Raw genomic sequence first — 15,716 nt, 5'->3', positions numbered from 1 at the left:
TTCATCCTGAGCCAGGATCAAACTCTCCAATAAAGTTAGTTTGTCTAGCATCATAAAATAAAAATTGACGTTTCACGTTGTTTGTTTCGTTCAGTTTTCAAAGAACTTGTCTGTCGCTCATTTGCGACTTCCTTATGTTAACATTTTCATCTTTCAATGTCAACTAAGTTTTTTATTTCGTTTGTCGCTTTCGACGTTGTTGTCATCGGCGACTTGTTCTATATTACACCTCTAATCTCTAATCGTCAACATGTTTTTCTAAAAAAGTATAAAAAGGCTTATTTCTTTTAAAATAAGCCTTTTTATCATATACCATTCTATTCGTTTATTATTTTTCTATAATTGGTAACGAGACGATAAACTGAATAATACCATCCTCATATTCAGCTCGAATACTACCACCTTGTAATTCAACAATACTTTTCGCAATCGCCAATCCAAGGCCTGATCCTTCTGTTACTCTACTTCTAGATTGATCTTTCTTATAAAAACGTTCAAACAAACTCGCTAACTCTTCTCTCGTAAACTCTTCACTATGATTCGCAATTACAATTTGTATATCCCGGCGCTGCCTTTGAAGGGAAACTTTGATCTCTCCATCGTCTTTACTATACTTAATCGCGTTCATTAATAAATTATCAAATACACGAACCATCTTTTCCGAATCAATCGCTGCATAGGCACGTTCCTCAGGAAACTTCTTAACAAACGTAAGTCCATGCTCTTCTGCCTGCGGTACTAACTCTTCTATTAATTGCTCGAGCAACTCATTTACACATACTTCTTGTTTTTCTAATACAACTTGTTCATTCGTTAACTTCGTATACTCAAATAAATCTTCTATTAAATTTTTCAACTGCTCCGACTTTGCAAAAGCAATTCTCGTATACTCATCATGTTGTTCTTTATTTTCATATTTAGAATCTCTAAGTAATCGTAAGTAACCCATAATAGAAGTCAGTGGTGTACGTAAATCGTGAGATACATTCGTAATAAGCTCGTTCTTTTGCTTCTCTAATTTACGTTCCTTTTCTATATTATTCATAAGCTCTTCCGCCATATTATTAATATTCTCAGTTAAAGACGCAATCTCATCTTCACCTTTCTTCTCAATACGGTACGCTAAGTTGCCTTTTTCTATTTCCTTTACACCTTCTGCCATCGCTTCAATTTGCTTCATCTTTCTCTTTGTTATATAGAAGAAAGAGAAAATGAATACGAGTACACCAATTAAAAATGGGAATGGGCCTTCTTGCGTATCATACATTACTACACCATCCGGAATTCCACTAACGAACATATATAAATTCTTATTTTCTATTGTAATAGGTGAAAAAGCTATAAATTCTTTTCTCGTATTTTCAAATATATCTTGACCATTTGAATAGTTAATCGCAAATGATGCTGCATTACGAATCGTATTATGCAGATCGATTTGCTCTTCTTGTGCCTGCTTCGTTTTATATACAACTTTACCACTTTCGTCAGTAACCAATATTTTTAAAGCTCTATTTCCTCGCTCTAAATTTTGATTCTCCGTTTCGATCATATTGGATATAGCTTCTAATTTATTTTCATGCACCGAACTATTTGCTGCTCTTTGAGCTTGATAATTAATTTGTTGCATACCAGACCGATAATCGACAGTCGCTTTACGATTCGCATTCTCAAAAAATGGTGCAGCTCCCTTTGCAAAAAAAACTCCTAATAACGCACAAGCAGCAAAAGTAGTAATCAGTTGAATTCTTATACTCTTTCGTACGCTCTTTACTAATTTCTCAATTAATTGTCTTATTTTCCTAATATAAGCGAATGGATTAAATATCTTTTTCAATCTTATACCCCACTCCCCATACCGTTTTTATATATCTAGGCTTCCTTGGATTCTCCTCAATCTTTTCACGTACTTTTCGAATATGCACCATTACCGTGTTATCAGACTGGAAAGATCTTTCGTTCCACACCTTTTCATAAATTTGCTCCGCGCTAAAGACCATCCCCGGATTACGGGCTAGCAATTCTAAAATTGAAAATTCCCTCGGAGTTAGTTTCACTTCTTCTCCCTCTACAATGACTTTATGGGTTGAGATGTTTATTTTCATCTCCCCAATCTCTAGCTCGTCCTCATTTTGTATAGCGAAACCATTCATTTTCATATAACGGCGTAACTGAGATTTAATTCTTGCGATTAACTCTAACGGATTAAACGGTTTCGTTACGTAATCATCTGCACCCGTTGTTAATCCTAAAATCTTATCCATATCTTGCGTTTTCGCTGAAAGCATAATAATCGGCATTTCTTTTTCTTCCCTTACTTTCATACACATATGAATGCCGTCTACTTTCGGCATCATAATATCTAATACGACTAGATGTACTTCATTTTCTTCTAGTAAACGTAACCCTTCTTCTCCGTCTCCTGCTTGCAGTACTTTATATCCTTCATTCTTTAAATAGATTGTAATTAAATTTCGGATTTCTTTTTCATCATCTACGACAAGTATTGTTTCGTGTGCCACAATATCTCCCCCATTACTTTTTTAATCCCTAACTTCTATTATAGGAAAACTTCTGAAGAAAAACGCTCGGAAATCCTTAAGTTTTTCTGAAGACGCAAAAAAGGTCTAGACTCCCCTTAAGTCTAGACCTTTCAAAAAACCCCTTTTATTTACGAACGTAGATGAAATATAGTACGAATAAAACTCCCATAACATACATAATTGGATGAATCTCTTTACGACGACCACTTACTACCATTGTAATTGGATAGAAGATAAACCCAATCGCAATTCCCGTGGCGATACTATACGTAAGCGGCATTGAAATGATAGTAAAGAATGCTGGCACTGCAATCTCGAATTTCTTCCAATCAATTTCTCCTAAAGAAGAAACCATCAAGATCCCTACAATAATTAAAGCTGGCGCCGTTACAGCTGGCGTTACAACACTTAATAATGGAGAGAAGAATAATGCCAGTAAGAAGAATCCTGCTGTTACAACTGCTGTAAATCCAGAACGTCCACCCGCTGCTACCCCTGCAGAAGATTCAATATAAGACGTTGTTGTTGATGTACCTAAGATCGCACCAATTACAGTTGCAATCGCATCTGCAAATAATGCTTTTCCTGCACGTGGTAATTTATTGTTCTTCATTAATCCAGCTTGATTCGCAACCGCTACAAGTGTACCTGCTGTATCAAAGAAATCGATAAAGAAGAACGTTATAATAACAATCACCATTTGAACAGTGAAAATATCTCCGAAGTGCGTTAACGCCGCACCGAACGTTGGTTCTAGACTCGGTATCGCTCCCACTACAGCTTTCGGAGTATCAATTAATCCTGTTGCTACTCCTAAGATTGCTGTAAGAATCATACCGTAAAATACTGCACCATTTACTTTCTTAATCATGAAGATAATTGTCGTAACAACTCCGAAGATTGCTAGTAACGTTGTGCCCTTTGTTAAGTCCCCCAACCCAACAAGAACAGCATCATTTTTCACGATAATTCCAGCATTTTGGAATCCAAGGAAAGCAATGAATAATCCGATACCTGCCGCTACTGCAAACTTTAACTCTGATGGAATTGCATTAATGATTTTTTCACGAATACCTGAAGCTGTAAGAATAATAAAGATAATACCTGACATTAACGTTCCAGCAATTGCTGTTTGCCACGGAATACCCATCGTTAACACTGCTGTATAAGCAAAGAACGCGTTAATTCCCATACCCGGCGCCAAAGCAATCGGATACTTCGCGAAAATCCCCATAATTAACGAACCGATCGCTGCTGCTAATGCTGTAGCAACGAATACTGCACCTGGATCCATTCCTGTACCTGCTGGTAACCCTTTAACATTCCCAAGTGACAGCGTAGCAGGATTGACAAATAGCACATACGCCATAGATAAAAATGTCGTTAGACCTGCTATGAACTCTGTTTTATAATTCGTGCCGAGTTCATCAAACTGAAAATAGCGTTTCATCTTACGTTTCCCCCGTTATATGATTACTCGCCGTAATTCCCCTAGCCCTCTTTTATCTATTAAAAATAAAAAAGGCTTCCATTGCATATACATGGAAGCGTTCTATGAATAAAGACAAGATTCCCCTCACCTTTATAAAAACGCCTCGTAGTCAAGCCATTTACGGTAGCTAGGTAGAAACTTTCGGGCCATATCCCCGATATTATACGACGGCATAATATTCACTTTTCGTTTGAATTACATACTCATATTAACTCGACGAAGTAGTTTTGTCAATTTAAAAACGAACGTTTTTGTAAACTTTTATAATTTCGTTCGTATTAACCCTAAAACAAAAAGATCCATCTATACATAAGTAATAGATGGACCTTTTTATAAATACTATTCCCACTCAATAGTTGCTGGTGGCTTACTCGTTACATCATACACGATACGGTTAACGTGTTTTACTTCGTTTACGATACGTACAGAGATTTTCTCTAATACGTCCCAAGGGATACGTGCCCAGTCAGCTGTCATACCGTCAATAGATGTTACTGCACGGATACCTACTGTGTAATCGTACGTACGCTCGTCACCCATAACACCTACGCTACGCATACCAGGAAGCGCAGTGAAGTATTGCCAGATTTCACGATCTAAGCCAGCTTTAATAATTTCTTCACGTAAAATCGCATCAGATTCACGAACGATTTCTAATTTCTCTTCTGTGATTTCACCTAGTACACGAATACCAAGACCAGGACCCGGGAATGGTTGACGCCATACGATTTCGTCAGGAATTCCTAGTTCAGATCCTAATACACGTACTTCATCTTTAAATAAAGTGTTTAAAGGCTCAATTAATTTGAACTGCATGTCTTCTGGAAGACCACCAACGTTATGGTGAGATTTAATTGTTTGTGCAGTTGCTGTACCACTTTCAACGATATCTGTGTAAAGTGTACCTTGCGCTAAGAAGTCCATACCTTGTAATTTAGAAGCTTCATCATCAAAAACGTAAATGAATTCGTTACCGATGATTTTACGTTTTTGTTCTGGATCTTCTACACCTTTTAACTTGTTCATGAAGCGTTCTTTTGCATCCACTTTAATAACGTTCATGTGGAAGCCTTCGCTAAATGTTTTCATAACGCCTTCTGCTTCACCTTTACGAAGTAAGCCGTGGTCAACGAAGATACAAGTTAATTGATCGCCGATTGCTTTATGAATTAATACTGCTACAACAGAAGAATCTACACCGCCGCTAAGTGCGCATAGTACTTTTTTGTCTCCAACAGTTTCACGGATTTTCTCTAATTCTACTTCGATAAAGTTCTCCATGTTCCATCCTTCAGAACAACCACATACGCCGAATACGAAGTTTTTAATTAAATCGTTACCGTGCTCAGAGTGACGTACTTCTGGGTGGAATTGTACACCATATAAGTTTTTCGCTTCATTGCTCATACCAGCAATTGGGCAAGACTCACTTGTTGCATCTACTACAAATCCTTCAGGTAAACCAGTTACTAAGTCACCATGACTCATCCATACAACTTGCTCTTCCGGAAGGTTCGCATATAATTTTGATTCGTTCTCTACTTTAAGAACCGCTTTTCCGTACTCACGGTGGTTTGCACGTTCTACTTTACCACCGAATTTTTGTGTCATAAGCTGCATACCGTAACAAATACCGAAGATCGGTAATCCTAGGTCAAAGATTTTTTCATCACAATGTAATGCACCTTCACCATATACACTATTCGGTCCACCAGAGAAAATAATCCCTTTTGGATTTATTTCTTTAATTTCTTCTGCAGTAATTGTATGCGGATGAAGTTCACTGTATACACCGAACTCACGAATTCGACGTGCTATTAACTGATTGTATTGACTTCCAAAATCTAAAACGATAATTGTATCGTGTTGCTTCTTCAAAATAATCACCCCAACGTTAGTTCTCGTATATAAATATTTTCACCAATTAGGCGAAAAGCATTACCAATATAATAAAAAAAGCCAGTCCTCCGCCTCTAGTCTCATAACAAAGAAAAGGCAGGGGTCTGGCTTTATAAAGAAAGATAGTCTCCGCTCTTTATAAATATAAGACACACTGCCTTCATAGTCAGGTTGTTTACGGTAACCCGGTAGAGACTCTCAAACCATATCTTTGAGGATATATGAAGGATCGTTTTATATTATCTTCCTAGATTCTAACAATGAAGTGTCGGTATGGTCAAGAGAGAAAGCGACAAAATTCTACAGAAATTCATTTCCTTTTCTAAAAAACATAAAAAAACATCCATTTCTATATAGAAATGGATGTTTTTTAGGGCAAACGGAATTACATCATTCCGCCCATACCGCCCATGCCCATGCCGCCCATGTCAGGCATTGCTGGTGCATTTGGTTCTGGTTTGTCAGCTACTACAGCTTCAGTTGTTAAGAACATAGCTGCAACAGATGCTGCGTTTTGAAGTGCAGAACGAGTTACTTTAGCTGGATCTACGATACCAGTTTCAAGCATGTTAACCCACTCGCCAGTAGCTGCGTTGAAACCAACGCCTACTTTTTCGCCTTTTAGACGCTCTACAACTACAGATCCTTCTAGACCAGCGTTGATTGCGATTTGACGAACTGGCTCTTCTAGTGCACGAAGTACGATGTTGATACCTGTTGCTTCGTCGCCTTCAGCTACGATAGAAGCTACTTTCGTGTATACGTTCATAAGTGAAGTACCACCACCTGCAACGATACCTTCTTCTACTGCTGCACGAGTTGAGTTAAGTGCATCTTCAATGCGAAGTTTGCGCTCTTTCAACTCAGTTTCAGTTGCTGCACCTACTTTAATTACTGCTACGCCACCTGCAAGTTTTGCAAGACGCTCTTGTAATTTTTCACGATCGAATTCAGAAGTTGTTTCTTCTAATTGCGCACGGATTTGACCGATGCGAGCTTCGATTTGTTCTGTGCTTCCTACACCTTCAACTACAGTTGTGTTTTCTTTCGTTACAACAACTTTACCAGCGCGTCCTAAAGATTCAACTGTAGCAGATTTTAAGTCACGGCCTAATTCTTCAGTGATTACTTCGCCACCAGTTAAGATTGCGATATCTTCTAGCATTGCTTTACGACGGTCACCAAATCCAGGAGCTTTAACAGCTACTACATTGAATGTACCACGAAGTTTGTTCACTACTAATGTAGCTAACGCTTCGCCTTCTACATCCTCAGCAATGATAAGAAGCGGTTTACCTTGTTGTACCACTTGCTCTAATACTGGTAAGATTTCTTGAATGTTAGAAATCTTTTTGTCAGTGATTAAGATGTATGGGTTATCAAGAACTGCTTCCATTTTGTCAGAATCAGTAATCATGTAAGGAGATGCATATCCACGATCAAATTGCATACCTTCTACTACGTCTAATTCTGTTGTGAAACCTTTAGATTCTTCTAAAGTAATAACGCCGTCGTTACCAACGCGCTCCATTGCTTCAGCGATCAATTGACCTACTTCTTCGTCAGCAGCAGAAATAGCAGCTACTTGTGCGATAGAAGATTTACCTTCGATTGGTTTAGAAATCGTTTTTAATTCTTCTACTGCAGCAACTACAGCTTTTTCGATACCTTTACGAAGACCCATTGGGTTCGCACCAGCTGTTACGTTTTTAAGACCTTCACGAATCATAGCTTGTGCTAATACAGTTGCAGTTGTTGTTCCGTCACCAGCTACATCATTTGTTTTGCTAGCAACTTCTGCTACTAATTTCGCACCCATGTTTTCGAATGCATCTTCTAATTCAATTTCTTTTGCGATTGTTACACCGTCATTTGTAATAAGTGGTGAACCGAATTTTTTCTCAAGAACAACGTTACGACCTTTTGGTCCAAGCGTTACTTTTACTGCATTTGCAAGAGTGTCGACACCGCGAAGCATCGAACGACGTGCTTCTTCACTAAATTTAATATCTTTTGCCATAATAATTGACCCCCTTGGATTTTTTAAGATTTATATAATTAACCGATAACTGCTAAAATGTCACTTTCACGTAAAATCAAGTAGTCTGTACCTTCATATTTCACTTCAGTACCTGCATATTTTGAGAAGATGATAAGATCACCTGCTGCTACCTCTAAAGCAACACGCTCACCATTTTCAAGCACTCGACCAGTACCTACTGCAATAACTTTACCCTCTTGTGGTTTTTCTTTTGCTGTGTCTGGTAATACAATACCACTTGCTGTTTTTTCTTCCGCTTGAACAAGCTCAATTACAACGCGATCACCTAATGGCTTTAGCATGAACAATAACCTCCTCATTTTGTTATGTAAATTTTATTTATTAGCACTCAAGTCACCCGAGTGCTAACACACTTATAATAATAAATAATCTCAATTTCTTTTGCAAGTAAAAAAATCATAATTTTTTCGCAAATTACGCTATAAATTTTTCTATATAGAGTTCCCCTTCTTCTACCTTTACTATATGAATCGTTGTTTCCACTACTCGTATGTTACAATATGAAAGGACACCCTAAGTTGTTTTCGCTACACACACAACTTTCTCCTGTCTTCTATTATAATTTCAAATAAGGATTTACAAAAAAAACATAATTTAAGTAAGGTTTATATCGTAGGTAGCATATTTACATGTTATCCTACCTTATCTCATACACTAGAGTTAGAAAGGATGGTTAAACCATTTGAAAAAACAATATTGGTGGGTTATCGTTACATACATTTTAATGCAGTTATCATCAATTGCTGGATTACCACTTCTCCTGAAAACTGGGCTTTATGATAACAGGGGATTCACTAGGGAAGAGAAATTTCAACTCATAACTGGTCACTGGGCGATCATTAGCTTCTTTATTGCATTATGTATCGTACTTTGGTTACTTAGAACAGATATTCGCGACAGACATTTAGATACAAAGCGTTCTACTGTTCCAGCTACGATTGGTTGGATTTTTATCGGGTTCTTCTTAGCATTTTTCTCGCAAAGTATTGCTGGTATGATTGAAATGTATGTATTAGGTATTAAACCTGGATCTGAAAATACAGCGAGACTTATGGATATCGCAAGAACGACACCTTGGTTCCTTATCGTCATCTCTATAATAGGACCTATTTTGGAAGAAATCGTATTTAGAAAAATTTTATTTGGTACACTTTATAAGAAGTTTAACTTCTTTATTGCCGCTATCATTAGTTCCCTTGTATTTGCGGCGATTCATTTTGATTTTACTCACTTATTGGTATACACTGCTATGGGGCTCGTATTCGCCTTCTTATATGTAAAAACGAAGCGTATTATCGTTCCAATTGCAGCTCATGTTGCAATGAATACATTAGTTGCAATTGCTCAAGTTTTAGTGAGTAACGAACAAATTCAAGAAATGATTAAAGAAGCTGAAAAAATGCAAGGCTTTATCGGAGGATTTTTAGTATGAGAAACTCACCATTGTTCATGGCTGCATTGTACTTCCTTCTAGGATGTATCTTTACACGCTTCGCCATTACGAACGTAACAGATACAATTTGGAATATGTGGACAATACTATTTGCAGTTATGGCAACGATTGATTTTAATTTGGCACTTCGCCTTATCTTAGTTAAATTCACAAAGAAAAAACAATAATAAAACGCAGAGGTCGCTTCCTCTGCGTTTTATTGTGGATAATTCTTCAAAAAGTAAACTAGTGTTTGTAACTCTACTGCTAAATCAATATGATGAATTCTTATATTGTCTGACACATTTAAGCGTGCTGGTGTAAAATTCAAAATACCATGCACGTTTGTTTCTGCCAATCTATCGGCTACAGATTGCGCTACTGTAGCGGGTACTGTTAATATTGCCACTTGTATATCAGTTGATAAACGTTCTTCTAATTCATCTAAGTGATATACAGGAATGCCTCCGATTTCTGTTCCAACTTTCTCTTCACTAATATCAAACGCCATTTCAATTTTTGTATTATTGTTTTTCGTGAAATTATAATGTAAGAAAGCGGTCCCTAAATTACCTACTCCAATAAGCGCTACACGTGTTATATCATCTTGGTCGAGTGTTTCACGGAAAAATGATAATAAATAATTTACGTTATATCCATATCCTTTTTTCCCTAATGCTCCAAAGTATGAGAAATCTCTTCGAATCGTTGCGGAATCAACCTTTACCGCTTCACTTAATTCGGCTGATGAAACACGTTGCTTACCAGAAAGAGATAAGTTTTGGATAAATCGATAGTATAGAGGCAATCTCTTAGCAGTGGCTTGTGGAATTTTCTGCTGCTCCATATAACCTCTCCTCTCTTCCTATCTTTATTCATATGCTTTAATCAAATACAGAAGTTTAGCACTTATTAAATTCCTTGTATAATAGAAAGAAGAAGTATTCTCTCTGTATTTTAAACTATACACTATTTTTAGTATGATTGAGAAATATAAACATGGCAAAGTTAAGAAATTATTTGAGGTGAAAACATTGATTTTATTACAAGTAAACGCGCTTTCGAAATTATACGGTGCAGAAACGATTCTTTCAAATATAAAATTAGAAGTTCAAACGAAAGATCGTATCGCATTAGTCGGACGAAATGGCGCTGGAAAATCTACATTATTAAAAATAATAGCGGGTGAGCTATCTCATGATGGTGGCGAAATTATAAAACCGAAAGATGTCTCAATCGGATATTTAGCTCAAAATACCGGTTTAGAAACGTCTTTAACAATTTGGGATGAAATGTTAACCGTCTTTACACACTTGCAGCAAATGGAGACAAAACTTCGAAGGCTAGAGCAAGAGATGGGAAAAGAAGAAAACTTTTCAAACGAGGCTACATATGAAAGATTATTAGCTGATTATGACCAATTACAATTAGATTATAAAGATCAAGGTGGCTATCAGTACGAAGCAGATATCCGTTCGATTTTAAGTGGTCTTGGCTTCCCAGTTGAAACGCACCAGACGACGATTTCGACATTAAGCGGTGGACAAAAAACACGATTAGCTCTCGGTAAATTATTATTAACGAAACCAGACTTACTTATTTTGGACGAGCCTACAAACCATTTAGACATAGAAACATTAACATGGCTTGAACAATATTTACAAGGTTATCCTGGGGCAATACTAATCGTTTCCCATGACCGTTATTTCTTAGATAAACTTGTTACACAAGTATATGAAATTTCGAATAAAGAAAGTAGACGATTTGTTGGTAACTACAGTAAATATTTAGACTTAAAATCAGCACTATACGAGCAAGAAATGAAACGTTATGAAAAACAACAAGATGAGATTGCTAAGCTAGAGGACTTCGTTCAAAAAAATATAGCTCGTGCATCTACGACAAAACGTGCGCAAAGCCGCCGTAAACAATTAGACCGTATGGAATTATTAACAAGACCATTAGGGGATTCTAAGTCAGCTTCCTTCCACTTCGATATTGAAAAACAAAGTGGAAATGATGTTTTACAAGTAAAGGACGCAACTATCGGCTATGATAAGGATCCAATTATTGAACATGTAACAATGCGCTTAACTCGCGGAGATAGTGTTGCTTTAGTTGGTCCAAATGGAATTGGGAAATCCACATTATTAAAATCCATTGTGAATAAGTTACCACTATTACATGGTGAGGTTTCTTTCGGATCTAATGTCTCTGTTGGTTATTATGATCAGGAACAAGCTAATTTAACATCTTCTAAGCGAGTTTTAAATGAGCTATGGGATGAATATCCACTGCAACCTGAAAAAGAAATTCGCACGATATTAGGTAACTTCTTATTCACAGGAGATGATGTATTAAAGCCAGTATCTTCTCTTAGCGGTGGACAAAAAGCTCGTTTAGCTCTTGCCAAACTTATGATGCAAAAATCGAATTTATTAATTCTCGATGAGCCTACAAACCATCTTGATTTAAATAGTAAAGAGATTTTGGAGAATGCTTTAATTGATTATCCTGGTACCCTTCTCTTTGTATCTCATGACCGCTACTTTATTAATCGTGTAACGACGACCGTTGTTGAGTTATCAACAGAAGGTGCACAGGAATATTTAGGGGACTACGATTACTACGTTGAAAAGAAAAATGAGATGATTGAACGTGCTGAATTTGAACAACAAGAACAGCAAGAAAATCAGGCACCTGTTCAAAAAACTGTAGCTCCAGAAAAATTAAATTATCTCGAAGAAAAAGAGCGCAAAAAGTTGGAGCGTCAACGTACTCGAAAAATCGAAGAACTAGAACAAACTATTGTACAATTTGAAGAAGAAATTGCTACGTTAGAAGATCAACTTTGCTTACCAGAAATATATGCAGATTATGAAAAGGCTAGTGAAATTACAACGAAAAAGCAAACACTACAAGAACAACTTGATGCTTGTATGGCAGAATGGGAAGAATTGCATTTATAAGAGTATAAATAAGAAGGATGTCTCATCAGTCGGGATTTTTGACGATGAGACATCCTTCTTATCTTCTAGCCATGGTCAACCTCTATTGCATAAACGATTCGACACGAGGTATCGATTTGCCGACAAGGTTTGACAATATTAGCCTCCCTTATAATAAGGGCATATTTCAAAATGTTTTTTAGAGATACCTTTTTCGTTTTTATTTCCCGAAAAAGGATAGATTCAAAGGTCAGACTTCATCTATTTTATCCACAAGTTTATACACATATCCACCTTTATAAAATAAACATCTAAATAACTTTTCCACATGATCCACAATCAATAAAAAAGTTATCAACATTTTATATACACAACAAAACCCACATTATCAACAGATAATATGGGTTTTATCCACAAGCTGTGGTTAATTTTGTGCATAACTATGCTTCGATATCTAATCCTGGATTTGCATTTAAAGCTAATGTAGCACGTTTTCCTTGTTCATATGCAATTGTACCTGCCGCTGCAATCATTGCTGCATTATCTGTACATAAAGATAGGGGAGGAATAATTAGCTCTACATTTTCTTTTTGTGCAAATTCTGCTTCTAAACGTGCACGCAGTCCTTTATTAGCAGCTACTCCACCAGCAAGAAGCACTTGCTTTACGTTATAAGCATCCGCTGCACGAGATGCTTTCGTTACTAATACGTCAATTACACTCTCTTGGAAACTTGCTGCTAAATCTTCCGGTGCAATTTCTATCCCGCGTTGTTTTGCGTTATGCACAGTGTTGATAACTGCTGATTTCAATCCGCTAAAACTGAAATCATATGAATCCGGTTCAAGCCATGCGCGAGGTAAATCGATTGTTGGTTTCCCTTCATGTGCAAGGCGATCAATATGAGGACCACCTGGATATGGCATAGATAACGTACGAGCTACTTTATCATATGCCTCTCCTGCTGCATCATCTCGCGTTTCACCAATTACTTCAAAGGAACCATGTTCTTTCATATAAACAAGCTCTGTATGTCCACCAGATACAACAAGTGATAGTAATGGGAATTGAACTTCTTTTACTAAACGATTCGCATAAATATGGCCAGCGATATGATGAACACCAACTAGGGGGATATCATGTGCAAATGCCACTGCTTTCGCTGCGTTCACCCCTATTAGAAGCGCTCCTACTAAACCAGGTCCTTCTGTGACAGCAATTGCATCAATATCATCAAATGTGATATTCGCTTCTTTTAACGCCTCTTCTAACACAACTGTAATTTCTTCTACATGATGACGGGATGCAATCTCTGGTACAACTCCGCCAAAACGTTTATGACTTTCAATTTGTGATGCAACGACATTTGCAATAATTTCCGTTCCATTTTTAACAACTGCTACTGCTGTTTCATCACAACTTGTTTCAATACCAAGTATAATCGTATTTTTTTCCATTATATATTCACCCACATTACGAGACCATCTTCCTGATTGTCTGCATAGTATCGTTTACGAATTCCACCATTTTGAAATCCGTATTTTCTGTATAACTGTTTTGCTACTTCATTTGATACACGTACTTCAAGTGTCATCGTTTTTACACCTAGAGTTTTCGCTTCGGAAATAACTTCTTTTAATAAAGCATCTCCTAGCTTTTGACCTCTGTATTCTGGTAAAATAGCTATATTTGTTATATGCGATTCATCAATAATTATCCACAATCCACAATACCCAATTACACGACCATCTTTTTCTAGCACAACATAATGTGCATGTTCATTCATCGTTAACTCACGTTGAAAGGCATCTGCAGTCCAAGGAGTTGAAAAAGATGCTTCTTCAATAGCTACAATTTGAGCAATATCATCGAGTTCCATCTTTCTAAATATCATATCCATCCTCTGCAAGCTCCTACTTGTTTTGACTTTCTAACCACTTTGTTTCAGCTTCAGCTAAACGAAGGTAACTAGGAACAAATGAATGTACATCTTGTTCTTCTTTTTGTAATCCTAAGAACGCTAGCTCACTTGGTCTTGGGTTATTTTTAGTGAAAGGAGCAAAGACAGCTTGATTGCCTAAATGTTCGATAATTGTTTCTTTGTGTAGTTTCACATCGTTACCAATAAATAAAACAGGCTTTCCTTTATCTTTTAACATTTGCAACCAGTCTACAATAAGGATGATTCGGTCTTCCTCTATAGAAGTTAAATCCTCTCCTTCATATGTATATAAGCCAGTATAAATTTGTCCACGTCTTCCATCGAATAAAGGACAGATTAATCCATCAAAATTAGCTCCGTTTGCAGCCACTACTTCTAAACTTGATACACCCACAATTGGTATTTGAAGTGACCAAGCTAATGTTTTGGCAGCTGTCACGCCTATACGAACACCTGTATATGATCCTGGTCCAGCAGCTACAACTATTTTAGTTAATTCTTTTGGTTTTACACCGCATTCTTTTAACAGTTGTTCTACAGCTGGCATAAGACGCACAGAATGATTTTTTGTTAAATTTGTAATGATTTCCCCAATTACGTTTCCTTCTTCAATAAGGGATACACCCATTATATAATTTGAAGTATCAATTGCTAGTACTTTCATCTTGTAATAGCTCCTCACATAATCTAATATAGCGATCTCCAATTGGCTCGAGTACAATGTTTCTTTTGTTGTCATCTCCAGCATGGAATAAACTAATTTGTAGCTTCTCATTTGGTAAATATGCTTCTATTAAATGAGCCCATTCTACTACCGTAATTCCTTCACCGTAGAAATACTCATCAAAACCTAAGTCTTCTTCACTTTCAGCTAAGCGATACACGTCCATATGATATAGCGGTAATCTCCCTTTATATTCTTTAATAATATTAAAGGTAGGGCTATTTACAACTCTTTTCACTCCAAGACCTTTTGCTAGTCCCTTTGTAAAAGTCGTCTTACCAGCCCCTAGATCTCCTTCTAAAATAATTACATCTTGTGCCTGAGCAAGTTCACCAAGTTTTTCTGATAACCTTTGTGTTTCCTCAGATGATTTTGTTGTTATTTCATATTTACTCACAGACTTCACCTACTTTACTCACAATGTTCTCTGCTATTTATTATACAGGTTTTGAATATATAAAAAAGTCCTTAGGAGTTTTCCTAAGGATAGTTTGACTGTCTTTATTAGTTTTTTGTTAAAACAAATAAAAAAATACGAAACAACATGTTTCGTTCTTTTCTTTATATAAAATGGCGGTCCCGACCGGGGTCGAACCGGCGATCTCCTGCGTGACAGGCAGGCATGTTAACCACTACACCACGGGACCATTTGGTTGCGGGGACAGGATTTGAACCTG

Annotated in this window: 14 protein-coding genes, 1 tRNA gene and 2 riboswitches; of the genes, 3 read left to right on the top strand and 12 right to left on the bottom strand. The window is 36.9% G+C overall.

Features of this window, described 5'->3' with window-relative positions; translation table 11 throughout:
- Positions 1-328 precede the first annotated feature (328 nt).
- From ampS to groES, 6 genes are all read right to left on the bottom strand, one after another.
- A complete protein-coding gene (gene ampS, locus MR147_RS26375) occupies positions 329-1,834 on the bottom strand; it encodes an aminopeptidase AmpS (protein ID WP_242304873.1) in 1,506 nt (501 codons plus the stop codon).
- Positions 1,818-2,519, bottom strand: a complete 702-nt coding sequence (locus MR147_RS26370) for a response regulator transcription factor (RefSeq protein WP_000929888.1) — start codon at positions 2,517-2,519, stop codon at positions 1,818-1,820. The genes ampS and MR147_RS26370 overlap by 17 nt, the downstream gene beginning before the upstream one ends.
- Positions 2,520-2,664: 145 nt before the next feature.
- Entirely contained in the window at positions 2,665-3,990 is a 1,326-nt protein-coding gene (locus MR147_RS26365) for an NCS2 family permease (protein WP_242304872.1), read from the bottom strand.
- A 128-nt stretch (positions 3,991-4,118) separates the two neighbouring features.
- Positions 4,119-4,220: riboswitch (purine riboswitch) on the bottom strand.
- A gap of 151 nt (positions 4,221-4,371) precedes the next feature.
- Positions 4,372-5,910, bottom strand: a complete 1,539-nt coding sequence (gene guaA / locus MR147_RS26360) for a glutamine-hydrolyzing GMP synthase (RefSeq protein WP_000743927.1) — start codon at positions 5,908-5,910, stop codon at positions 4,372-4,374.
- Positions 5,911-6,074: 164 nt separating this feature from the next.
- A riboswitch (purine riboswitch) is annotated at positions 6,075-6,176 on the bottom strand.
- 140 nt (positions 6,177-6,316) lie between these two features.
- Positions 6,317-7,951, bottom strand: coding sequence for a chaperonin GroEL (gene groL, locus MR147_RS26355; RefSeq protein ID WP_001029999.1), 1,635 nt, complete (start codon positions 7,949-7,951; stop codon positions 6,317-6,319).
- Between the two features lie 38 nt (positions 7,952-7,989).
- The gene (groES, locus tag MR147_RS26350) at positions 7,990-8,274 is read right to left on the bottom strand and encodes a co-chaperone GroES (protein ID WP_000917306.1); all 285 of its coding nucleotides are present in this window, start codon (positions 8,272-8,274) and stop codon (positions 7,990-7,992) included.
- 401 nt (positions 8,275-8,675) lie between these two features.
- Between groES and MR147_RS26345 the strand changes: the two genes are divergently transcribed.
- Positions 8,676-9,425 carry a CPBP family intramembrane glutamic endopeptidase gene (locus MR147_RS26345; protein ID WP_000745340.1) on the top strand — a complete coding sequence of 250 codons (750 nt, stop codon included), beginning with the start codon at positions 8,676-8,678 and terminating at the stop codon, positions 9,423-9,425.
- The gene (locus MR147_RS26340) at positions 9,422-9,613 is read left to right on the top strand and encodes a YdiK family protein (RefSeq protein WP_001246201.1); all 192 of its coding nucleotides are present in this window, start codon (positions 9,422-9,424) and stop codon (positions 9,611-9,613) included. The genes MR147_RS26345 and MR147_RS26340 overlap by 4 nt, the downstream gene beginning before the upstream one ends.
- Positions 9,614-9,642: 29 nt before the next feature.
- On the opposite strand, the gene MR147_RS26335 is transcribed toward MR147_RS26340, so the two are convergent.
- Positions 9,643-10,272: a redox-sensing transcriptional repressor Rex gene (locus MR147_RS26335; RefSeq protein ID WP_076869942.1), complete on the bottom strand. Its 630-nt coding sequence runs from the start codon at positions 10,270-10,272 to the stop codon at positions 9,643-9,645.
- 187 nt (positions 10,273-10,459) lie between these two features.
- On the opposite strand from MR147_RS26335, the gene MR147_RS26330 reads away from it, so the two are divergent.
- Positions 10,460-12,394 carry an ABC-F family ATP-binding cassette domain-containing protein gene (locus tag MR147_RS26330; RefSeq protein ID WP_277930906.1) on the top strand — a complete coding sequence of 645 codons (1,935 nt, stop codon included), beginning with the start codon at positions 10,460-10,462 and terminating at the stop codon, positions 12,392-12,394.
- 419 nt (positions 12,395-12,813) lie between these two features.
- On the opposite strand, the gene tsaD is transcribed toward MR147_RS26330, so the two are convergent.
- The 5 genes from tsaD to MR147_RS26305 form a co-directional block, all read right to left on the bottom strand.
- Positions 12,814-13,830: a tRNA (adenosine(37)-N6)-threonylcarbamoyltransferase complex transferase subunit TsaD gene (gene tsaD / locus MR147_RS26325; protein WP_000414598.1), complete on the bottom strand. Its 1,017-nt coding sequence runs from the start codon at positions 13,828-13,830 to the stop codon at positions 12,814-12,816.
- Positions 13,830-14,273, bottom strand: coding sequence for a ribosomal protein S18-alanine N-acetyltransferase (gene rimI, locus MR147_RS26320; RefSeq protein WP_074608537.1), 444 nt, complete (start codon positions 14,271-14,273; stop codon positions 13,830-13,832). The genes tsaD and rimI overlap by 1 nt, the downstream gene beginning before the upstream one ends.
- 13 nt (positions 14,274-14,286) lie before the next feature.
- Positions 14,287-14,979 carry a tRNA (adenosine(37)-N6)-threonylcarbamoyltransferase complex dimerization subunit type 1 TsaB gene (tsaB, locus tag MR147_RS26315; protein ID WP_074608536.1) on the bottom strand — a complete coding sequence of 231 codons (693 nt, stop codon included), beginning with the start codon at positions 14,977-14,979 and terminating at the stop codon, positions 14,287-14,289.
- Entirely contained in the window at positions 14,960-15,436 is a 477-nt protein-coding gene (gene tsaE / locus MR147_RS26310; RefSeq protein WP_242304871.1) for a tRNA (adenosine(37)-N6)-threonylcarbamoyltransferase complex ATPase subunit type 1 TsaE, read from the bottom strand. The genes tsaB and tsaE overlap by 20 nt, the downstream gene beginning before the upstream one ends.
- 174 nt (positions 15,437-15,610) lie before the next feature.
- A tRNA-Asp gene (locus MR147_RS26305) sits at positions 15,611-15,686 on the bottom strand.
- Positions 15,687-15,716: the final 30 nt, after the last annotated feature.

The organism is Bacillus cereus group sp. BfR-BA-01350, from assembly GCF_022663775.1.
In the GTDB taxonomy this organism is placed as follows: domain Bacteria; phylum Bacillota; class Bacilli; order Bacillales; family Bacillaceae_G; genus Bacillus_A; species Bacillus_A paranthracis.
This window is presented reverse-complemented; position numbering and strand designations above follow the sequence as displayed.